We start from the raw sequence: 20529 nt of genomic DNA, 5'->3' as shown, positions 1-20529 counted from the left end.
TGCATGACGCCCGACCAGTCCCGATGGCCGAGCCGGTCGGCGGCCCGCCCCTGATGCCACCGTCCGCAGCCTCCTCCACCGGCCCGCGTCGACATCTCTCCGGCTCCCTGCGCTGGCTGGCCGACGGCCTCGCCGTCGTCGGACCGGATCCGGACGGGGCCGTCGCCGTGGCCGCCGCCCAGCTGCCGGCGGAACCCGGTGTGGTGACGGTCGTGGGCGAGGTGGCCGGGCACCAGGACTGGAGGGCCGTCACCGAGGCGCTCCCGGCGCTGGTCCGGCCGGGCACGGCCGTGCGGCTGGGCCTCTCCGGCGCCGGCACCGCCCTCGGACCGGGTCCCACCCCGGAGTCCGACGTCTCGCCCGCCGCCGCCCTCTCCCGGCTGATCCAGACCGATGTGTACGCCCCGGACGGGCCGGTGCTGCTGGTGCCCGGCGGGACCCTGTACGCGCCGCACGGCTGGCGGCGGTTCGGCGAGCCCGGGTCACCGGCCCCCACCGTCCTGCGCCATCCGCGTCCGGACTGGGAACGGGAGGTCGACACGGTCGCCCGGCACACCTCGGGTCCCCTACGCGCGCGCTCCATCCCGGCCGGCCTCTGGCTGCACCGGCAGACCACCCAGTCGGCGTCGGCCTCGTACGACGACCCGGTGTACGCGATCCCGGTGGACGACGCCCGGCCCGTCGTGGTGGTCGGCCGGCCCGGGCTCGCGCCGCCGGACCCGCGTGCGGTCCGTACCGTCCTGGACGCGCTCGACCCCTCGCTGCTGTTGACGCCGTACGGCGTACCCCTGTCGCTGGTCCTGGATCTCGCGACCGAGCTGGCCGGGCGGTGGGGACGCCCGGTGGAGGTCGCGACCGGCCTGCCCACCGTGGACGACCGGGCCCTAGTGTCGGCGGCCGTGGACCCCGACGGCCTCGGTTGGTGGGTTCCGCCGGCGTCGCGGCTGCGGTGTGCGCCCGGCCAGCCGCCGGTCCCGATCGGGCCGCCACCGGTGGTCGCCGGACTGCCCCCCGAAAGTGACGCCTTCCGGCTCGGCGACGGCTGGGTCGTGGAGCCGACGGCGTGGGGCCTGTGGGTGCGCCCGCCGTCCGTCGGGAAGGACCGCGACGACGTGCGCCAGCGCCCGACCGACGGCACGCGGCTCACCATCCTGGTCGGCCTTCCGGGTCAGCCGCCGCCGCCCGGCGTCCGGACGCTGCTGTCCGGTCTCGTCGCCCGGCTCACCCCGCAGCAATGGGCGCGGACGACGTTCGCGCCGGTCGAGGTCGACGAGTTGCTCGGCGGCGGCGTGCCCGAGCGCGCTCATCGGCCCCAGGTACGTCCGACGAGCGCGGCGTCGCGGCCGAGCACCGGCCCGGTGGGCAGCAGCGCGAGGAACTCGCGTGGCACGTCCACGGGGGACACCCCCGAGTAGCCGAGCGAGTCGACGGCCTGATCGTCGGGCAGTGGAAACTTCACCCCGAACTCGGACACCAGGTAGACGCCGGTGGGTACCGCCGTGGGGGCCGGTCGATCGCGCAACAGCATCCCGCTGCCGGTCCTCATCACCACCTCGTCGGCCAGACCGGCCGCGTCCGCCCCCGTGGACGCGCTGACGGCCCGCGCCAGTGCCGGGTCGGGGACGGCGAGCGCCTCGGAGCGTACGGTGCCGCTGGTGATCGTGTGCCGCACGCACGCGACCGCCCCCCGCAGGTCGTTGACCGTGGACGGTGGTTCGGCGGGAAACCCGGTGATGTACTCACCGCCGTCGAGCACGGACGTCCCGTGCAGCGCGTCCGCGTCGATCGGGATCGGCCGTGGCGTCGAGCCGGGGTACGAACGGCGGGTGGCGGGGTCGCCCAGCAGCAGCGCGCCGACCGTACGGCTGATCGGCGCGAGTCCGTCCGTGCGCGCGAGGTAGAGCTCCCGCGTGGCGAGCGCCGGATTCGCCACCTCGAAGATCTGCCCGACCACCGAGGGTCCACCGGCGATGGGCGGCCCGGGCCGGCCTCGCCCGGCGACCGCCGGCACGACCAGGTCCCGCCCGGAGTCGAGCGGGTTGAGCCAGGCGGCGGTGACCCGGACCGGGGGCACGCCGCCGTACCCCAGCGCGAACCGCACCTGGTCGCCGCCGAGGCGGTAGCGGCGACCCTGCCACACCAGGTGCAGCGCGTTGTCCGGGGTGGACACCAGCAGCGCTCCCGGGTCGCGGCCCTCGACGTCGTCGAGCACCAGGGTGGTGCGTTCGGCCTTGGTGCGGTCCAGCGGGCGTCGGGTGCAGACGGTCCACGCGCCCCGGTAGAGCTGCCTGCCGGTCGGCACCGCGTCCGGCGCGTCCGGGATGCCCACCGGCGCGCCGACGGGTACCCCGGTCAGCGAGTTGCGGGAGACCGACCGCACCGGGGCGGTGCTCTGCATGATCAGCGCAGCGGACGTGTAGTTGAGCACCGGCCGTAGCTCACCGCCGAGCAGCAGGTATCGCGCTCCGGTCTCCTTGACCAGGATGATCGAGCCGGGCTGCCGCCACTGGTCGTTGCCGCCGGGGCGCAGCAGCCCGTAGATGCCGAAGCCCGCCGCGATGAGGACGCTGAGCAGCAGCCCCACGGCCGCTCCGATGGTGAACCGTCGGTGTGGTGGGTCGTCGCCCTCCGGGCGGCCCTTCATGAGCGCGCCGATCAACCGGCCCGCCTCGAAGAGGTAGGCCTGGACCTGGTCCCTGCGCGAGCGCACGTCAGCCGGCCCAGGCCCGGATCGCGGAGTACACGCCCAGCACGGCACCGAGCACGGGCAGGACGGCGAGCGCGACGACCAGCTCCACGATGTCCGCGGCCCGCGCCCAGTAGGGTCGCAGCCGCCGCCCCGGCAGGGTCGTGCTCGCGGCGAGGAAGGCCAGTCCGGCCGCGGCGAGCACGGGCAGCGCCGCGACGCGCAGGTAGAACGGCTGCTCGCCGCCGAAGCCGAGCAGCACCGACAGGACGAGGACCGTCGCCGGGACCACCACCGTCCACCGCTGGACGGTGGTGGTCAGGTGCCGGGCACGCAGCAGGAGCAGGGCGGCCGTGATCAGGGCCAGGGTGCGGGGCCAGGGACCGCCGGGCAGGGTCAGGAACACGGCCAGCGCGAGCTGCGCGGCGCCGACACCGATCAACAGCGCGGACTGGTGGCCGACCACCGCGTTGCCGCGCTCCACCACCAGCGTGTACGGAACGGGGTCGATGTCGTCGGAGAGCTGCTCCGGCCGGCGCGGCATCATCGGCAGCGTCATCCCGCCGAGGCGGAACGCCAGCAGCGGCAGCACCATCATCACCGCCAGCGTGGTGACCAGGGCGGTACCGGCGGTCCGTTGGGTGTCGAATCCGCCGGCGGCGGCGACCACCGCCGGCACGCCGGTCAGCAGCAGAGCCGTGATCGCGCCCGTGAACAGCACCGCGCCGTCCGCGACCGCGGCGAAGCCGGCACAGACCGCCGCCAGCGCGCAGAGACAGACGGCGGCGACGGCGACCGTCCACGAGGCGTCCGGCGCGGCCCACCGTGCCGCCGCCCAGCCGGCCCCGGCGGCGTACGCGGCGGCGCAGCCGGCCAGGAGTGTGCCGGCCACCGGATCGGCGGCGGCCCGGCTCACCAGGCCCGCCGCGCCGACGAGCACGATCGCCGCCACCGCCGCGACCATCGCCTGGTACGCCGACGGCCCGCCCAGCGCCAGCACCGGTAGCCCGGTCAGGACGGCGAGGACGCCGAACGACAGCAGCAGGGCCCGTAGCCGGGCCGGCGTCCACGTGCCACGGTGCTGTCCGACCTGCTCGGCGAGCCCGTCGATGAGGTCGTCGTAGCCGATCGGGGGTAGTGCGGCGGCACGTGGCAGCAGGTGGACCGTGTCGCCGTCGAGCAGGTCGAGAGCGGCCGGAGTGCGCTCCTCGTCCAGCGGCGGACCGCCGATCCGTTGCAGGACCCAGCCGTCGTGACCGGCGCCGTGGTCGCCGGCCTGCGGGTCGAGTTCGGCGAGGACGACGGGCAGCACGTCGACCAGCGGCGTATCGACCGGCATCGCCAGATCCACGACGCGTTCTTTCAGGACAAAACGTAGCCTTACCGGCGCTACCGTGCGATGCTGGATCAGCTCATCCATCGTTCGGACCCGGTTCCCTCCTGCCGCTGCGACGCCGACCAGATCTCGCCAGATCAGGGCCGTCACGCTAGCGGCGACAGCGGTACGCCGCCTCCGCCGTCGCGCGGCCGGTCGCAGGTAGGGGGAAAACCTCCACGAACGACAGGAGTGCACGTGGGCACCGTTCCCTTCGTCCGCCGTCCGCGCGTCGCCGGCCCGGTCGCGCCACCCGGGGAGATCGAGCTCCAGCCGCCACCGCCGGTGCCGGAGCCGGCAGCGGGCGGCATGGGACAGATCTGGCTCTACATCCCGATGGGTCTCGCGTCGATGGCGATGATGCTCGTCTTCGTGCGCCGTGACGCGGGTGTGCTCGCGTACATCGGTATGGGTCTGATGGCCGTGTCGGTGCTGGCCGGCGTCGTGGTGCCGTTCTTCCGGGCGGCCAGTGAGCACAAGGAACGCATGCACGGCGACCGGCGCGACTACCAGCGCTACCTCACCCAGATCCGGCGCAGCGCCCGCAGCAGTCTCGTCGACCAGTACCGTGCCGCGCGCTGGCAGCACCCCGATCCGCGGGCGCTCTGGTCACACGCGATGAGCCGGCGGCTGTGGGAGCGCCGCACCGCGCACGAGGACTTCGGCGAGGTCCGCGTCGGCATCGGAGCGCGTCGGTCGACGACCACCCTGACCGCGCCGCAGAGCAAACCCGTCGAGGAGCTGGAACCGATGGCCGCGCACGCGCTGCGCCGCTTCATCCGCGCCTACTCGACCCTGCGCGACGCCCCCGTCGCGGTCTACCTCCGGGGATTCGCCCGCCTCCAGCTCACCGGCGACGCGGCCGCCGTCCACGGGCTCACCCGCGCGATGCTCGCCCAACTCGCCGTCGCGCACGCGCCCGGTGACCTTGTCATCGCCGCCCTCGCCGCGCCGGGCCGGGAGAGGGACTGGGACTGGCTGAAGTGGCTGCCGCACGCGCAGAACGACGAGGACCCCGACGGCGCCGGCGCCGCTCGCCTGGTGGCCGCCGACCTGCCCGGGCTCGACGCGCTGCTCGCCGGGCTCGGCGTCGCCGACCGTCCGGCCTTCGAGCCAGACACCCCGATCACGGCCTCCGAACCGTTCGTCGTGGTCGTGCTCGACGGCCCGGCGGTCCACGGCGAGCACCGGCTCGCCGTCGAGGGCTACCGCAACGCGGTCGTCGTGGACACCGCCGGTGCGTTCGACTGGCAGTCGCGCCCGCAGACCCTGTTCGCCGAGGTGACCGCCGACGACCTGCACCTCGTCACGTTCGACCACCTCGGCAAGCCGTCGCGCAGCCGACTGTGCCGCCCCGACACCATCGGCCTGCCGTCTGTCGACGCCCTCGCCCGCCGGATCTCCCGCCTGCGCATCGGCCAGGCCGTCGACACCGAGGAACCACTGGCCACCGACTACGACCTGGCCGGCCTGCTCGGCATCGCCGACCTGCGCTCCTTCGACCCGGACGCCTACCGGGCCAACCGCCCGGCCGCGCAACGGCTGCGCGTGCCGATCGGCATCTCCACCACCGGCGCGCCGATCGAGCTGGACCTCAAGGAGTCCGCCGAGAACGGCATGGGCCCGCACGGCGTCCTCATCGGCGCCACCGGCTCCGGCAAGAGCGAACTGCTGCGTACGCTCGTGCTCGCCCTCGCCACCCGACACACGTCGGCCGAACTCAACCTCGTCCTCGTCGACTTCAAGGGCGGCGCCGCGTTCCTCGGCTTCGACCGGCTGCCGCACACCGCCGCGGTGATCACCAACCTGGCCGACGAGCTCGAACTGGTCGACCGGATGCGCGACGCGCTCACCGGTGAGCTGGTCCGGCGGCAGGAGCACCTCCGGGCCACCGGCAACTACGCCTCCCGGCGGGACTACGAACGGGCACGCGTCGAGGGCGCGCCGCTGGAACCGATGCCGGCCCTGCTGATCGTGGTGGACGAGTTCAGCGAACTGCTGACCGGCAAGCCGCAGTTCATCGAGGTCTTCGCGATGATTGGTCGGCTCGGGCGCTCACTCGGCGTACACCTGCTCCTGGCCAGCCAACGGCTCGACGAGGGGCGCATCCACCAGATCGAGTCACACCTGTCGTACCGGATCGGCCTGCGGACCTTCTCCGCCATGGAGAGTCGCAGCGTGCTCGGCGTCCCCGACGCGTACGAGCTGCCCAACGTCCCGGGCAACGGGTTCCTGCGCTCGGACATCCAGACCCTGACCCGGTTCAAGGCCGCCTACTCGTCCGGCCCGTACCGCCGGAACGGGCGTACCCAGCGGGGCGCGACGCGGACCGGCGTGGTCACCTTCGGCGTGGAACACGTCGAGCCGGTCGCCGCGCCGCCGCAGAGCCCCGACGACCCCGACGGCGAGAAGCCGCCCATGCTCGCCGAGGTGCTGCTGCAACGCCTGCAGGGACGCGGGCCGGCCGCGCACCAGGTGTGGCTGCCGCCGCTGCGGGAGCCGGCCAGCCTGGACCGGCTGCTGCCACCGCTCACCGACGACCCGGAACGCGGGCTGTGCCCGATCGGCGGCTACCAACCCCTCACCGTCCCGGTCGGGCTGCTCGACCTGCCCGCCCAGCAACGCCGCGAGCTCCTGCTCGCCGACCTGTCCGGCGGACGCGGCAACATCGGCGTGGTGGGCGGGCCGCAGAGCGGCAAGAGCACCCTGCTGCGGACGCTGATCTGCGCGCTCGCGCTCACCCACGGGCCGCAGGACGTGCAGGTCTACTGCCTCGACTTCGGCGGCGGCAGCCTCGCGTCCCTCGGCGGCCTGCCGCACGTCGGCTCGGTGGCGAACCGGCTGGACCGCGACCGGGTCACCCGTACCGTGCTGGAGCTGTCCAACCTGCTGGTCCTTCGGGAAAACCTGTTCAGCACGTACAACATCGACTCGATGGCGAGCTACCGCCGGATCCGTGCCACCGGTTCACTGCGCGACCAGGACCCGTACGGCGACGTGTTCCTCGTCATCGACGGCTGGTTCTCCGTACGACAGGACTTCGAGGAGTTGGAGCCCCGCCTCACCGACATCGCTGCCCGCGGTCTGGGCTTCGGCGTCCACCTCGTCGTCGCCGCCCGGCGCTGGGCGGAGATGCGGCCCTGGCTGCGGGACGCCCTCGGCACCCGGTTCGAGCTGCGGCTCGGCGACCCGATCGATTCCGAGATCAACAGCAAGTTCGCCGCCACCGTACCGTCCATTCCCGGGCGCGGCATCGTGCCCGAGCGCCTGCACTTCCTGGGCGCGCTGCCCCGCGTGGACGGGGACAGCGGCACCGAGGACCTGGCCGACGCGGTCGCCGACCTGGTCGACGCGGTGGCCGCCGGATCGCTGCCGCGCGCGCCGGAGGTCCGACTCCTGCCGAGCAGACTGCCCGACACGGCGCTGCCCGCACCCACCGCCGCGCGCCCGAGCGCGGACGTCCAGGTCGCCCTGGGGCTCGACGACGTCAAACTGGAACCGCTGTGGCACGACTTCGACGCCAGCCCGCACCTGTTGATCTTCGGTGACGCCGAGACGGGCAAGACCACGCTGCTGCGTCATCTGGCCCGCTCGATCGCCGCACACCACCGGGCCGACGAGGCGCGGATCATCTTCGGCGACTTCGGCCGCGAGCTGTACGACGCCGTGCCGCAGGAGCACCAGATCGGCTACTCGGTCAGCGCGGGCTCGCTCGCCTCGGCGCTGCAGGAGGCGGTCGGCCTGCTCAAGGAACGGGTACCCGGCCCGGACATCATCCCGAGCCGGCTGCCGTCGCGGGACTGGTGGTCCGGCGGCCGGATCTTCATCCTGGTCGACGACTACGAGCTGGCCGAGGCCGAGAAGCCCCTGCAACACCTGCTGCCCCTGCTCCCGCACGGCGCGGACATCGGCCTGCACCTGATCGTGGCCCGGCGGACCGCCGGCGCGTCCCGGGCCATGATGGACCAGGTCGTCCGGCGGGCCTGGGAGCTGGGCACCTCGGCCATGTTGTTCTCCTGCCCGCGCGAGGAGGGCGCGTTCCTCGGCACGGTGCGGCCCCGCGTGCTACCCGTCGGCCGGGCCCAGTACATCGACCGCCGCCGCAACGTACGTCTCGTGCAGGCGCCGGTCGTCGAGTGAGTCGCCGCCGTCCGGGTCGCCCCCGGCGGGCGCGGTCACCGCACCGGCGGGGCGACCTCGGGCGCGGTGGCCGCGGGGTCCGGCCCGGACACCTCGGCCGTACGCGCCGGACGCCAGCGCCGGCGGTGGCCGGCGGGCCCGAGGACCGCCAGCACCGCGCCCCCGGCGGCGACCAGCAGCACCAGCGCCACGCCGGTCGCCAGGAGCGGTCCCACCCGCGGGGGGCCGGTCAGGTCCGGTGCCGTCGCCCGTCGGGCCTCGCCCGCGATCGAGCCCGCCGTGCCCTCCTCGGGCAGCATCGTCGCCAACGCGGCCATCGGGTTTACCACTCCCCAGCCGAACTGTGCGTCCGGCAACGCGGCGGCGGGCAGATCCGCGGTCGCCTGGAGGCGGTGACGGATCTGCGCCGCGCTGAGCCCGGGGCGGTAGGCGCGCACCAACGCGGCGGTCCCGGCGACGAACGGCGCCGCGTAGCTGGTCCCGCTGCCCTGCCAGTGGCCGGCACCCCGTGGACCGATGCTGACCACGTCCTCACCCGGCGCGATCAGCGCCACCCCCGCGCTCTGCGACGCCGAGTCCGAGCGCCGTCCGCTGCTGTCCATCGCCCCAACGGCGAGGACGCCGGGCAGCGCCGCCGGATAGGTGCGTACGCCCGCCCCGGCGTCCCGGTTGCCGACCGCCGCGACGACCACGACGTTGCGCTGCTCGGCGTAGCGGACGGCGGCCTCCATCGCCGGATCACGTACCGTGGTGCCGGCCGAGACGTTGACCACGTCCGCGCCCCGGTCCACCGCCGTGCGGATGCCGTTCGCGATCGCGTCCGGCGCGCCGGCCGGCTGGTCGGTGATCCGGATCGGCAGGATCCGCACTCCCGGCGCGAGGCCGGCGAATCCCGTGCCCGACGCCGGCGCGGCCGCGATGATGCCCGCCACGAAGGTGCCGTGCCCGAGGCAGTCGGAATCGGCCCGTCGACCGCCCGTCCGGGTCAGGTCGACACCGGGGAGTACGCGCCGGGCCAGCTGCGGGCTGCGGGCGTCCACCCCGGAGTCGAGGACGGCGACCACGACTCCGGCGCCCTCGGTCAGCGTCCACGCCCGCTCGGGTGTCAGGTGCTGCTGCGGCCAGGGGATGTCCGGGATCGACGCGGCCGGCGCCGGGAGGCACTGCCCGGTCCGCAGCGGCGGGAGGACGGGTGCCGCCCACGCCGGGCCGACGCCGAGGAGGGCGGTCGAGAGTCCCGCCGTCGCGGCGTGGACGAGCCGTCGGAGACGCATGCGTGGTCACCTTCCGTCCGGTCAGGAGGCGTTCGCGGTCAGGGTCCGCTCGACGAAGCCCAGCGGCGGCCCGGCGAGGCGGTCCGCGGTGCCCTCGTCGGTGACCACGCGGGGAGCGGCGGACCGGCGCCGGTCCAACGCCCGTTGCAGTCGGCGCAGCGCCGCCCGGTCGTCGTCGTCGAGCCCGCGCCCGCTGCCGGTGTCGCCGGGAAGCAGCTCCCGCAGCAGCACTGCGGTGCCGGGTAGCGCGCCCCGGTCGCCGCCCGGCTCGTCGTTGACCGCCAGGACCCGGAACCGCGTACCGGCCAGGAACACCGCCTCGTCCAGGTCGCTGTGCTCGGCGAGCACCCCGATCTGCCGCGCGGTCCGGGACAACACCACGAAGTCGACGTCGGCGCCGTCGGCACACACGTCCAGGGACCCGCTGACGCTGCGGAACGCCGGCTCGACGAGTGTCGTGCCCTCCGGGTAGAGCCGCCGGGCGGGTACGCCCAACCGCCCCTGGCCGACCACGGCCCGGCGGTACGGCGGCAGTCGCCGCAGCCCGGAGACCAGGCAGGGCAGGAAACCCGGGGTGCCGACGTCCTGTCCCGCCCGCAGCGCCGCGTTGACCGTGGCGGCCGAGGTGCGCAGGTACGCCCGGACCGCGACCAGGTCCGACTTCTCCGCCGGCGCGATCTCCTGCCGCAGCGCGGGCCAGGCGGCGAGCGCCGCGTTCACCAGGGTGATCGAGTCGTGGTACGTGACCCCGAGGGCGGCGGCCAGCGCGCTCTGCTCCTCCGCGGTGCTGGGCCGGTCGACCACCGCCGTGCCGGACGCCGGGATCCAGCGCGGGACCTCGTCGACAGCCGGCACCTCGGTGACGTCCGGACCCGAGATGGTGCGCATGGCCGGGATCGGCCCGAAGCCGACGACGCTCAGCGGCGGTGCCGACGTACCGTGCGCAGGCCGCGCGACGGGCGGCGGAGGCGGCGCGACCGGCGGCGCTGAAGCGGCGACCGGTCCGGGCGGAACGACAACCGCTGGCACCACGGCCGGCGGCGGTGCGGCCGGTGGCAGCGCGGCCGGCGCTGGCGCGACTGCTGTCGGCACGGCCGGTGGCGGCACGACTGGTGGCGGCACGACTGGTGGCGGCACGACCGGTGGCGGCGCGGCCGGTTCCGGCGCGACCGGTTCCGGCACGGCCGGTTCGGTGTCGGCGGGTGTCCTCGTCTCCGCTGCGGGCGGGTTCACCGGGCGCGGTGGAAGAGGCAGCGTGACGATCTCCGAGGTCGCCCAGGTGGGCCGTGCGGGCCGTGGGGGAGTCGCCGGCGCGTGCACCGGCACGGACGCGTCCGGTCCGTCCCACACCCGGCGTACCGCGTCCCGCATGGCCGGGGAGGTCTCGCACCCCAGCACGAGGCGTCCCTCGACCGGGTCGACGAAGGCCAGGTCCGTCGAGGCGTACCCGCCGTCGCGGCGCAGCAGCACCCCCATCGGTACCACCTCGGCGAGCAGCCGCTCCACCGTCCGGTGCCGGTAGAGCCGGTCCCCGGTGCGACGCCAACCCTCCATGATCGCCGGTGCCCCGTGTCGCATCGGCTCGGCGGGAGTCGGCTCCGGCGGCCGCGCATCGCCGAGCAGGGTGGCCAGCGCGTCCCACCACGCCGGCTCCGGCACGACGTCCGACGTGTCCAGCAGCGCCGCTTCCACCCGTACCGGAAAGTGCGCCGGCAGTCCGGCGAAGAGCGACGCCACGTCGGCGGCGTCGGCCACCGGCCGCCCGACGTGGCGCAGCACGAGCACCGGTCCGCGCGGGTCGACCGGAATGCGGTACGCCGGATCCCCGGCGGCGGCCGGCGCGGAGGTGGCCGCGCGCAGCAGCAGGCCGGCCGGGACCGGGTCGGCGACCAGCCGTCCGAGATTCGTCGGCCGGTCGGGCAGGCACGGCTCCCAGGCCGGCGTGGGACACCGGTTGGCGGTGACCGGGCAGTCACCACCGCCGGAGAACGAGCGCCAACCCCAGGCCCCGGTGCCGCCCGCGGCGTACCAGGTGCCGTTCGGCACGACGACGACCGGCCCGTCGGGCGCGAGCAACTCCACCCCGGTGCGCGCCGCGAGGTCGGTCAACCACGGGGCGTACGCCTCGTCGGGGCGGCCGACGCGGTCCGCCGCCACCCAGACCCGCCGCACCCCGCCGATGTCCGCGGCCTCCTGCACGACGGTTCGCAGCACCGCGGCACAGTCCGGCTCGCGCTGCGCGCGGTCCGATGGGACGACCAGCACGTCGGGCGGTGCCCCGGCGCGCAACAGCCGCCACAGTTCTAGCGGCTGATCCTCGACGTGCGAGAGGACGGCGGTCGCGCCGTGCCACTCGACGTGCAGGGGCACGTCCCGTCGGCGCTTTCTCCACCCGATCGCAGTCACGTCCTTGCAACGGGCTCGGCACCCCGCCCGGTTCACGCCGTGGGTGTCCGGGCAGAATCTTCGATGTCGATTGCCGTCGAAGTGAACGAGCGCGATCCCGTCCACGTTGCTAAGACGTGGCTGCTACCGGGAGAGGGTGGAACACGGTGCGGGGCTTCGGGCTACAGAGGATCACCGGAACAGGCCGTGGCCTGATCGCGGGCGTGGCGGCGGTGATCGTGCTGGTGCTGGTGGTCGGCCTGGGCTGGAGCTTCGCGTACGCGGGAAAGGACACCCTCACCGGCCGCGCGCTCACCGGGGACCAGCTCACCGCGCTGTCCCGGGCGGGCCACGCCTGCCCGGCCGTGAGCTCCGCCCGCCTCGCCGGCCAGCTCATGGCGGAGTCCGAACTCGATCCTGCCTCCGCGCGTACGGAGTCGGGTGGACGGGGCATCGCCGGGCTCACCGACGAGCAGTGGCGTCGGTGGGCGCCGTGGCCCGGCGCGCAGCGCGAGGACACCGGGGCGGTTCTGCTCGCGTTGGCGCATCTGATGTGCAATTTCGTCGGCGAGCTGCGGACGAGCGGTGTCGACGGGGACGCGTGGCGGCTGGCGCTCGCGGCGTTCCGGTCCGGGCTCACCGAGGTCCGCAAGGCGGGCCGGGTGCCCGGCAAGGCGAAGGACTACGTCGACCGGACGGGAAAGTACGCCGCCTACTACGAGACCTTGCCACAGTTCGCGTCCGCCGGGTCGACCCAGTCCCTGGCCGCCGGGTCGGTGCCCGCGGCGGTGCCGCTGCCGGACGAGTTGGTCCCTGCCGTGGTGGCCGCCGGTAGCCGCTGCCCCGAGGTGAGCCCGCCAGCGGTCGCCGGGCAGCTGATGGCGCTGTCCAGCTTCAACGCGGAGCAGCGCGGGGCGTCGGGTGAGTTGGGGATCGCGGGCTTCTCCGAGGATCTGTGGCAGGACAGCGCGCCCAAGGGCGCGTCCGTGTGGGATCCGCAGGTCGCCGTGCCGGTGATGGGCGACGTGCTGTGCCGTCTGGTCCGCGAGCTGTCCGCGCTTCCGGGTGATCCCTACCTGCTGGCCGTCGCGGCGTGGCACGCGAGCGTCGACACGGTGCGCCGGGCCGGCGGGGTGCCGGACGCGATGACGCGGGCACACCTGGCGACCGTCGCCGCGTACACCGACTACTACCGGCTCGACACCCGGCTGGCACCGCCGTCCGCGCCGCTGCCGTCCCCGTCGCCGTCCTCGTCCTCGTCAGCGACCTCCGCGTCGCCGTCGGTCCGGCCAGCCGCCCCGACGAAGGCCGCGCCGCCCGCCAGCCGCGCCGCCACGAGCCCGGCCCGGCCGGCGGCCACGACGGCCCAGGCGCCCGCGACCACGGCCCCGCCGCCGGCCGTGACGACCGCGCCGACCCGCTTCGGTCCGGGTGGTCCCGGTGGCGGGGGATACCCGTGCCGCCGCCGCTGCCGCTGGTGACCGTCGCGTACGACGGCTCCGTGCCGGCGAGGGTGGCGATGGGCGTCTGAGCCTGCTGCCGGGGCCGTCGGCCTCACGTCTCGGCCGTGGGCGCCGCGGCCGTGGAGAGTGCCGGCCGGGCCATCCGGTCGAGGGCGTCCTCGCGACTGTCGAAGATCGGGAACACGCCGTCCAGGCGCATCGTGTGCAGGACGGTCCGGATGAACCGCGACGGCGCGGCGAGGCCGAGCGTGAGGCCCCGCTCGCGGGCGTCGAGGTGGGCCCGCACCAGCAGGCCGAGGCCGGTGGAGTCGATGGCGCGGACGCGGCTCAGGTCGACCAGTACGGGCGTGCCCCCGTCGGCCGCCTGTCGCAGGGCGGCACGCAGCGCGTCGCCGGTGGCGACGTCGATGTCGCCGCTGGCGGTGACGACGGTGGCGTCGTCGAGGTGGTCGATGCCGAGGATCCCACCGGGACCGAGGCCCTCGCCCAAGGAGTGCCCGGGGTTCGACGGCGGGAACAGGCTGCAGTGGGGGCAGCGGTGCGGGCCGGTGGCGAACGGGGAGCCGCTCCAGCCGTGCTCCGACACGAGCGTCCAGACGACCTCGGCGTCGGGGAGTACGCAGGCGGCGGCGGTGAGGCTGTCGCCGCAGGTGTCACAGATGAGTGTCATCAGGTTGTCGTCCGGGACGACGGTCATGCTGCTGATCCTTCCTCTCCGCCGAGGGTGACGAGCGCCGGCTCGACGGGCCGTGGCTCGTCCGGGGTCTCCGGGTCGTCGCCCGGTGCCGACGGCGGTTCGTCGACGATCGGCAGGACCTGGTCCAGGCGGGCGTGGTGCAGGATGCGCTGGATACGCCGGTTGGGGTTGCGCAGCACCAGGACCCCGTCCGAGCGGGTCAGCCGTCGGTGGACGTCCAGCAGCAGGCCGATGGCGGCGGCGTCGATGTACCGGCACTCCGACAGGTCGACGACGACCTGCCCGGGGCGCAGCGCCAGTAGCCGGTCGAACACGCCGCCGCTCTCGGGCAGGCAGCTCAGGTCGAGTTGGGTGATGCTGACCTGCACCAGCGGCAGCGCGTACGACGGAGGTTTGAGTGGTCCCGTCACTGTCGTACCCCTTTCTGGTGGCTCCTCTCGCCTGCCACCGTGCCGGTCCGGCGTGGCGGACCCCGCGCGGATCTATGACAGTTGGGTGACAAATCCGCAGGCCGGCGGACGCGATTGGCCGTGTCGTCGTGGCCTGGGGATGATGCGGTTATGACGGCCGTACTGGTGATCGAGGACGACGACCGGATCCGACTGGCGCTGCTGCTCGCCCTTGCGGACGAGGGGTACGACGCGGTGGGCGCGGCCACCGCCGAGGAGGGGCTGCGTGCGCAGCGTCGTGATCCGGCGGACTACGTGCTGGTCGACCTCATGCTTCCCGGCCTCGACGGCTTCGAGTGCATCCGGCAGCTCCGCCGCGACGACGATGTGCCGATCGTGGTGGTCAGCGCCCGGGACGACACCCATGACATCGTCGCCGCCCTGGAGGCCGGCGCGGACGACTACCTCGTCAAACCGGTCGCGATCAAGGAACTGACCGCACGGTTGCGGGCGCTGCGCCGCCGCGCCCGCGCCGTGGTCGGGGGAGCGGCGGCGGAGCCGGTGCCCGTGCTGGCGTTCGGCGAACTGGAGATCAGCCCCGACGCGGGCGAGGTGCGTCGTGACGGCCGGCCGGTCGCGGTGACCCGTACCGAGTTCCGGTTGCTGTGCGAGCTGGCCGAGCACGCGGGTCGGGTGCTGTCGCGCCAGCAGTTGCTGCAACGGGTCTGGGGCTACGACATCGGCGACGAGCGGTTGGTGGACGTGCACGTCGGCCGGTTGCGGCAGAAGATCGAGGCCGATCCGGCAACTCCCCGGCACCTGGTCACCCTGCGGGGTATGGGTTACAAGTTGCAGCGATGAGACGCCTCGGACTGCGTACCCGGGTCACCGCCGCGTTCGCCGTCGGCGCGCTCCTGCTCGCCGCCTCGATGGCTCTGGTCTCCTACGAGCTGACCCGCCGGTCCCTGCTCGGAGAGCGGGAACGCACCGCCCTGCGGGCCGCCTACTTCGACGCGACGGTCGTGCGTGCCGGGATCGACACCGACACCCCCGATGTCGTGGAGGTGCTGCGGTCGCTGGACACGGGCGGTGGGCGTCGTCCGGTGCTGCACCTGAACGGCGAGTGGTACGCCCGCACGGCCGACGCCGGACCCACCACCGTCATTCCGCAGGACCTGCGACGCGTCGTGGCGTCCGGGCAGCCGGCGATGCAGCGGGTACGGGTGGACGGCCAGTCCGTGCTCGTGGTCGGCGTGCCCCTCTCCGCGACGGCGACGTACTTCGAGGTCAACTCCCTGCGCGAGTTGGAGCAGACGTTCCAGGTCCTGGCGCTCGCGCTGACCACCGTGGCCATCATGATCGCCGGGTCCGGCGCCGCGCTGGGGTGGCACGCCACCCGGCACGGACTGCGCCCGTTGACGGCCGTCGCCGACGCGGCGGAGAAGATCGCGGCCGGCGACTTCACCGCCCGCCTGGCCCCGGCCACCGACCCCGACCTGACCCGGTTGTCCTCCTCGTTCAACCAGATGGTCGACCGGCTCGCCCAGCGCATCGAGCGCGACCGGCGGTTCGCCGCCGACGTCAGCCACGAACTGCGCTCGCCGTTGCAGACCCTCGCCGCCGCGGCGAGCGTGCTGGCCCGTCGCCGGGAACACCAGGACGAACGGACGGCGCTCGCGGCGGGGCTGGTCGCCGACGAGATCGACCGCTTCCAGCGACTCGTCAACGACCTGATCGACCTGGCCCGCAGCGACCAGCCCGCGCTCCGCGCGCCGGTGGACCCGGTGGCGCTGGCCCGCGCCGCCTGCGCCGCCCTGGACCTTCCGGAGTCGATCGTGCGGCTCGCGCCCGGCGTGCCCGCGACCTGGCGGGTCGAGCGGCGGCGCGTCGCGCAGATCCTGGCGAACCTGCTGGACAACGCCGTGACCTACGGCGGCGGTCCGACGTCCGTCCTGCTCGACCGGGACGGCAGCGCCGCCGTGATCGAGGTCGAGGACGACGGCCCGGGCGTACCCGTCGAGGACCGCGAGGCCATCTTCGACCGTTTCGTGCGGGGGCGTGCCGCCCACACGCGCGGTGCGGGTGACGGCACGGGTCTCGGTCTCGCCCTGGTCGCCCAGCACTCCGCCGCGCACGGTGGGACCGTCATCGTCACCGACCACCCCGGCGGTGGCGCCCGATTCCGCGTCACCCTGCCGGAGAGCCTGCCATGAGTCGTCGGCACCTGCTCGGTCTGGGACTCGTCGTGCTGCTGGCCGGCTGCGGCATCCCCACCGACGACGCGCCCCGCCCGGTGCTGCCCCCGCGCGGGCCGTTCCCGAGCACCGTCGACACCGCCCCCGCCGACTCCGCGCCGGCCGGCCCCGCCACCGAGACGCTCTGCCTCGTCCGCAACAACCGGATCGTCCCGGTGCTGCGGAGCGTCGACCGTCCACCCGGCGTCGAGGAGCACCTACGGCACCTGTTCGCCGGCCCCACGGCGGCCGAACGCGACACCGACCTCACCAGCGCCCTGCCGGGGGCGGTCAACGCGGCCGGCGCGACGGTGAGCGCCTTCCAGGCCCGGGTGATGGTCGACGAACCTGGTGCCGACACCGGCCGCAGCGACGAGGTTCTCGCCTTCGGGCAGATCGTCTGCACCCTCACCAGCCGCCACGACGTCAGCACCGTGACGTTCCTGCGCGACGATCGGCCGCTGGGAGTGCCCCGCGCCGACGGGTTGCTGTCCGCGCAGCCGCTCAGCCGTGCCGACTACGCCCCGCTGATCGCTCCACAGTGAGCGGTGCCGCTCGCGAAGCCGTCCGAGGTCGACCGCCGGATGTCGTTTCAACCGGACAGGTCGGTGGGTATCTGCCCGCCGGCTGATCGTCCGATCGACGGAGACCCTCGTGATCATGGCTTTGCTGCTCGACCTCGCCAACATCGTCGGCGGTTTCCTGCTCGCCGTGGCGGTGCTGCGGTTGCTGCCACGTGTCGGTGACGACCTGGGCCGCCTCGCGGCTCGGGCCGCGCCGATCGCGTGGGTGGTCGGGCTCGTGGCGCTCGTGACCGGTGGCTACTACCTGATCGTCCACCTGGTGTCCGGCCCTCGGGTTTTCCACTTCGAGGTCGTCGGCATCGGTGTCGGGCTGGCCCTGTTGTGGGACCGGCTGACCGGTCGTCCCGCGGCACGGGCCGAGCGGTCGGACGCCGCGACCGGAGTCCGCCTGTTGCTCGCGATCTTCGGCCTGATCGCGATCGTCGTCGGCGTGCAAGGGCTCTTCACCCCGGACGGCTGATCGTTTTCCCTGCTCAAACCCCCTGAATGAGGAGACCCTTATGTCCGCCCAGGCATTTCTGTACATCATCGCCGTCATCCTGATCGTGCTCGCGGCCCTGCCCCTGCCCACCCGCGGCATCTCGTTCGCGCTGCTCGGCGCCGCCTGCGCGCTGCTGGCCTACGCCTGGCCGGTGATCACCAACTGATCCTGCGTGGTTGACCTCCGGTGGCCGGGAGCGCGAGGCGTTCCCGGCCACCGATGGTCAGAGCGGCCGGAGCCGATCCGTCGCGTCCTCGTTCCCCGCTGTTCGGCGTCACGTCGACTGAGATCGATAGAGTGCGCCGACGGTCGCCGACGGCGGTCCGCAGGTGTGCGAAGGGGAGTAGATGTCGACGACAACACGCCGGCCAGCCCGAGCCCTCGGTGCTCTCGCAGCCGCCGTCGCGCTGGTGGCGGCTCTGCTGCCGGCCACACCGGCGGCCGCCGCGACCACGGCCTTCCGGGCGGCGACGCTGAACATCTACAACGGGTTGAGCCAGGCCGACTTCGCGCACGACCTGAACCTGATCGCGTCCCGGGCGGACCTCGTCGGTCTCAACGAGGTCGGCAACCGCAAGGACTTCCTGGAGAGCTGGGCCGCCGACAACGGGTGGTGGTTGTACGCGCCGGGCGGCACCAACCAGGCCGGCGAGGCGCTGATCGCCCGCAGGAGCATGTTCGACGTACGGGACAAGGGCTCGATCTTCGTGTGTGACACCAACGGCCCGGGCGAGGTGCCGCCCGCGCGGTACAACAACTGGGTCACGTACCGCCACAAGGCCAGCGGGCGCACCGTCACACAGATCAACGCCCACGCGGTGGCCGGCATCGAGGACGCCGGCCGGCCCGAGGACCTGCCGCGCACCCGGTGCGCCGAGGCGCAGTTCCAGGGCCTCAAGGACCTGGCGGTCGACAAGCAGCGCGAGGGTCAGGTCATCGTCAGTGGTGACCTCAACGTCGACTTCAGCGCCGACCGCGGCTACGGGTACGCGAAGTTCCCGTGGCGGGTCTTCGAGGCCAACGAGCTGCCCAACCTGCGCTCCATCTACAACCTGTACGGCGAGAAGGGCACCGGCACGCACGGCAACCGGCACATCGACTACATCTACTTCTGGAAGCGGCTGCCCGAGTACCAGCTCATGTGGATGACCGGCTACGACATCGTCGGCGGCACCGCGTCCGACCACAACGGCGTCGTCGCCACGTTCACCATCCAGAGCTGACGCGTCGGCTCACCCCGGCCAACGGGATACCCTGCCCGTGGTGCCCCGACGGCGTGGTGAAGGAGCCGAAGCGATGACGGCAGGGCGGGTCAACCCGACCCAGGAGGACGTGCTCGGGTACTTCGAGAAGCTGTCGAACTGGGGCCGGTGGGGCGACGACGACGAGCGCGGCACGCTGAACCACATCACCGACGACGTGCGGCTCGCGGCGGCGCGGGCCGTACGCCACGGCAGGAGTGTGTCCTGCGCGTGGGAGGTCGCCGTACCGGCGGAGATGGAGCGGTCGACGACGACCTGCCCGTACGCCGTCGACATGCCGGGCGCGGAGAACATGCCGGCGGCCTTCCACGCCGACCGGCGCTGGGGCTTCTCGTCCGAGCGGCTGGGAATCATGTTCCACGGCAACACCGTCACCCACCTCGACTCGCCGTGCCACCTCTTCTGGGACGGCCTCATGTACAACGGGCGGTCGCACGCGTTGGTCGACGAGGCGACAGGCTCGGCGTGGGCGGCCGTCACGGCGGCGGCGGACGGCATCGTCACCCGCGGCGTCCTGCTGGACGTCGCCCGGGCCCGGGACGTCGCGTGGTTCGAACCGGGGCAGGGCGTGTATCCCGACGACCTCGAGGAGGCCGAGCGCCGCCAGGGCGTACGGGTGGGTGCCGGCGACGCGGTGCTCCTGCGGACCGGCCACGGGCGCTTCCGGCGCGAGGGCCGCGCGGCCAGCGGTTTCGCGCAGACCGGCTGGCACGCGTCCTGCCTGCCGTGGCTCCACGAGCGCGGCGTCGCGCTGATCGCCGCCGACTCCCCGCAGGACGTCCAACCCTCGGGGTACGACGACGTGCTGATGCCCGTGCACGCCGTCGCTCTCGTCGCGATGGGTCTGTGGCTGCTGGACAACTGCGACCTGGAGGCGTGCGCGACGACGGCCGCCGAGCTGGGCCAGTGGGACTTCCAGCTCGCCGTCGCGCCGGTGCGCCTCGCCGGCACCTCCGGCAGCCCGGTCAACCCGATCGCCACCTTCTGACCGGTACGCGGGACGACCGCCCCGGCCGAAGCCGGGACGGTCGTTGGCCGAACACCCCCGATGTGACGCGTGCCCCGCGCGTACTCAGTGATTGTTGTTCAGCCAGATACAGGAGTTGTCGCTGCCCGTCCACCGCCAGCACAGGTGGTCACGGGTCTGCGGCCCGTACTCGCCGTCGACGGAGATGCCGAGGTCGGCCTGGGTGCTGCGCAACGCGTTGTAGGTGTAACCGCCGAAGTCGTTGTCGACTCCGTTGGGGCCCAGGTACCTGCCGTAGATGCCCTGCAACGTCCGTTGCAGCTCACCGACCCCGGAGCTGTGGTCGCCCCGGGTCAGCAAACAGTTGAAGTTGATGGTGCTGGAGACGTACGCCGGGATCCAGGCCGTCGCGCCCCGCGCGCCGGACCAGGTCGAGGTGTAGACGCCCGCGCCGTTGCAGTGCGGCAGGGCGGCCTGTGCGGGTGACGAGATCGCCACCGCGCCGCCTGCGGTCGTGACGGCGAGAAGCGCGGTCAGGCCGAGGCGTTGGAGACGTCGGAGCATGGAACCCCCCAGGTCGAGGTGAGAGTCG

Annotated in this window: 17 protein-coding genes; 10 read left to right on the top strand and 7 right to left on the bottom strand. The window is 73.7% G+C overall.

Annotation, left to right across the window (positions count from 1 at the left end):
• The first annotated feature begins 23 nt into the window (after positions 1-23).
• Positions 24-1415: a hypothetical protein gene (locus ACQPZK_RS18780; RefSeq protein WP_433534231.1), complete on the top strand. Its 1392-nt coding sequence runs from the start codon at positions 24-26 to the stop codon at positions 1413-1415.
• On the opposite strand, the gene eccB is transcribed toward ACQPZK_RS18780, so the two are convergent.
• Both eccB and eccD read right to left on the bottom strand, forming a co-directional pair.
• Positions 1304-2710, bottom strand: a complete 1407-nt coding sequence (gene eccB / locus ACQPZK_RS18775) for a type VII secretion protein EccB (RefSeq protein WP_433534230.1) — start codon at positions 2708-2710, stop codon at positions 1304-1306. The two genes, ACQPZK_RS18780 and eccB, sit on opposite strands and share 112 nt — an antisense overlap.
• 1 nt (position 2711) lies before the next feature.
• A complete protein-coding gene (gene eccD / locus ACQPZK_RS18770; RefSeq protein WP_433534229.1) occupies positions 2712-4037 on the bottom strand; it encodes a type VII secretion integral membrane protein EccD in 1326 nt (441 codons plus the stop codon).
• 222 nt (positions 4038-4259) lie between these two features.
• Here eccD and eccCa point away from each other — a divergent pair, with 222 nt between their 5' ends.
• Entirely contained in the window at positions 4260-8201 is a 3942-nt protein-coding gene (gene eccCa, locus ACQPZK_RS18765; RefSeq protein WP_433534228.1) for a type VII secretion protein EccCa, read from the top strand.
• Positions 8202-8236: 35 nt separating this feature from the next.
• Here eccCa and mycP read toward each other — a convergent pair whose 3' ends face one another.
• Together mycP and ACQPZK_RS18755 are read right to left on the bottom strand one after the other, a co-directional pair.
• Positions 8237-9475 (bottom strand): type VII secretion-associated serine protease mycosin, encoded by a 1239-nt coding sequence (gene mycP, locus ACQPZK_RS18760; RefSeq protein WP_433534227.1) that lies wholly within the window; start codon positions 9473-9475, stop codon positions 8237-8239.
• A gap of 21 nt (positions 9476-9496) precedes the next feature.
• The gene (locus ACQPZK_RS18755) at positions 9497-11845 is read right to left on the bottom strand and encodes a hypothetical protein (RefSeq protein WP_433534226.1); all 2349 of its coding nucleotides are present in this window, start codon (positions 11843-11845) and stop codon (positions 9497-9499) included.
• Between the two features lie 182 nt (positions 11846-12027).
• On the opposite strand from ACQPZK_RS18755, the gene ACQPZK_RS18750 reads away from it, so the two are divergent.
• Entirely contained in the window at positions 12028-13341 is a 1314-nt protein-coding gene (locus tag ACQPZK_RS18750; protein ID WP_433534225.1) for a ricin-type beta-trefoil lectin domain protein, read from the top strand.
• Positions 13342-13414: 73 nt separating this feature from the next.
• On the opposite strand, the gene ACQPZK_RS18745 is transcribed toward ACQPZK_RS18750, so the two are convergent.
• Both ACQPZK_RS18745 and ACQPZK_RS18740 read right to left on the bottom strand, forming a co-directional pair.
• Positions 13415-14020, bottom strand: coding sequence for an STAS domain-containing protein (locus tag ACQPZK_RS18745; protein ID WP_433534224.1), 606 nt, complete (start codon positions 14018-14020; stop codon positions 13415-13417).
• Positions 14017-14430, bottom strand: coding sequence for an STAS domain-containing protein (locus ACQPZK_RS18740; protein WP_433534223.1), 414 nt, complete (start codon positions 14428-14430; stop codon positions 14017-14019). Before ACQPZK_RS18740 ends, ACQPZK_RS18745 begins: the two co-directional genes overlap by 4 nt.
• A gap of 150 nt (positions 14431-14580) precedes the next feature.
• Here ACQPZK_RS18740 and ACQPZK_RS18735 point away from each other — a divergent pair, with 150 nt between their 5' ends.
• The 7 genes from ACQPZK_RS18735 (at position 14581) to ACQPZK_RS18705 (ending at position 19958) form a co-directional block, all read left to right on the top strand.
• Positions 14581-15270, top strand: a complete 690-nt coding sequence (locus tag ACQPZK_RS18735; RefSeq protein ID WP_433534222.1) for a response regulator transcription factor — start codon at positions 14581-14583, stop codon at positions 15268-15270.
• On the top strand, positions 15267-16622 hold the full coding sequence (locus ACQPZK_RS18730) for a sensor histidine kinase (RefSeq protein ID WP_433534221.1): 1356 nt from the start codon (positions 15267-15269) through the stop codon (positions 16620-16622). The genes ACQPZK_RS18735 and ACQPZK_RS18730 overlap by 4 nt, the downstream gene beginning before the upstream one ends.
• A complete protein-coding gene (locus ACQPZK_RS18725) occupies positions 16619-17188 on the top strand; it encodes a GerMN domain-containing protein (RefSeq protein ID WP_433534220.1) in 570 nt (189 codons plus the stop codon). The genes ACQPZK_RS18730 and ACQPZK_RS18725 overlap by 4 nt, the downstream gene beginning before the upstream one ends.
• Before the next feature lie 115 nt (positions 17189-17303).
• Positions 17304-17687 (top strand): hypothetical protein, encoded by a 384-nt coding sequence (locus ACQPZK_RS18720; RefSeq protein WP_433534219.1) that lies wholly within the window; start codon positions 17304-17306, stop codon positions 17685-17687.
• Between the two features lie 40 nt (positions 17688-17727).
• The gene (locus tag ACQPZK_RS18715) at positions 17728-17874 is read left to right on the top strand and encodes a hypothetical protein (protein WP_355048005.1); all 147 of its coding nucleotides are present in this window, start codon (positions 17728-17730) and stop codon (positions 17872-17874) included.
• A gap of 181 nt (positions 17875-18055) precedes the next feature.
• Positions 18056-18931, top strand: coding sequence for an endonuclease/exonuclease/phosphatase family protein (locus ACQPZK_RS18710; protein ID WP_433534218.1), 876 nt, complete (start codon positions 18056-18058; stop codon positions 18929-18931).
• A 73-nt stretch (positions 18932-19004) separates the two neighbouring features.
• Positions 19005-19958: a cyclase family protein gene (locus tag ACQPZK_RS18705; RefSeq protein WP_433534217.1), complete on the top strand. Its 954-nt coding sequence runs from the start codon at positions 19005-19007 to the stop codon at positions 19956-19958.
• Between the two features lie 84 nt (positions 19959-20042).
• Here the strand turns inward: ACQPZK_RS18705 and ACQPZK_RS18700 are convergent, their stop codons facing one another.
• On the bottom strand, positions 20043-20501 hold the full coding sequence (locus ACQPZK_RS18700) for a peptidoglycan-binding domain-containing protein (RefSeq protein ID WP_433534216.1): 459 nt from the start codon (positions 20499-20501) through the stop codon (positions 20043-20045).
• Between the last annotated feature and the right edge of the window lie 28 nt (positions 20502-20529).

The sequence above is a fragment of the Micromonospora sp. CA-249363 genome (assembly GCF_050950185.1).
Lineage (GTDB): Bacteria > Actinomycetota > Actinomycetes > Mycobacteriales > Micromonosporaceae > Micromonospora.
Note: the sequence above shows the minus strand (reverse complement) of the source record. Positions and strands in the feature narration are given on the sequence as shown.

What these genes read in the sequence shown, in the direction of transcription:
- ACQPZK_RS18780 (WP_433534231.1), top strand. Translation starts at nt 24, where the DNA reads ATGGCCGAGCCGGTCGGCGGCCCGCCCCTGATGCCACCGTCCGCAGCC.
- mycP (WP_433534227.1), bottom strand. Translation starts at nt 9,475, where the DNA reads ATGCGTCTCCGACGGCTCGTCCACGCCGCGACGGCGGGACTCTCGACC.
- ACQPZK_RS18745 (WP_433534224.1), bottom strand. Translation starts at nt 14,020, where the DNA reads ATGACCGTCGTCCCGGACGACAACCTGATGACACTCATCTGTGACACC.
- ACQPZK_RS18735 (WP_433534222.1), top strand. Translation starts at nt 14,581, where the DNA reads ATGACGGCCGTACTGGTGATCGAGGACGACGACCGGATCCGACTGGCG.
- ACQPZK_RS18730 (WP_433534221.1), top strand. Translation starts at nt 15,267, where the DNA reads ATGAGACGCCTCGGACTGCGTACCCGGGTCACCGCCGCGTTCGCCGTC.
- ACQPZK_RS18725 (WP_433534220.1), top strand. Translation starts at nt 16,619, where the DNA reads ATGAGTCGTCGGCACCTGCTCGGTCTGGGACTCGTCGTGCTGCTGGCC.
- ACQPZK_RS18720 (WP_433534219.1), top strand. Translation starts at nt 17,304, where the DNA reads ATGGCTTTGCTGCTCGACCTCGCCAACATCGTCGGCGGTTTCCTGCTC.
- ACQPZK_RS18715 (WP_355048005.1), top strand. Translation starts at nt 17,728, where the DNA reads ATGTCCGCCCAGGCATTTCTGTACATCATCGCCGTCATCCTGATCGTG.
- ACQPZK_RS18710 (WP_433534218.1), top strand. Translation starts at nt 18,056, where the DNA reads ATGTCGACGACAACACGCCGGCCAGCCCGAGCCCTCGGTGCTCTCGCA.
- ACQPZK_RS18705 (WP_433534217.1), top strand. Translation starts at nt 19,005, where the DNA reads ATGACGGCAGGGCGGGTCAACCCGACCCAGGAGGACGTGCTCGGGTAC.
- ACQPZK_RS18700 (WP_433534216.1), bottom strand. Translation starts at nt 20,501, where the DNA reads ATGCTCCGACGTCTCCAACGCCTCGGCCTGACCGCGCTTCTCGCCGTC.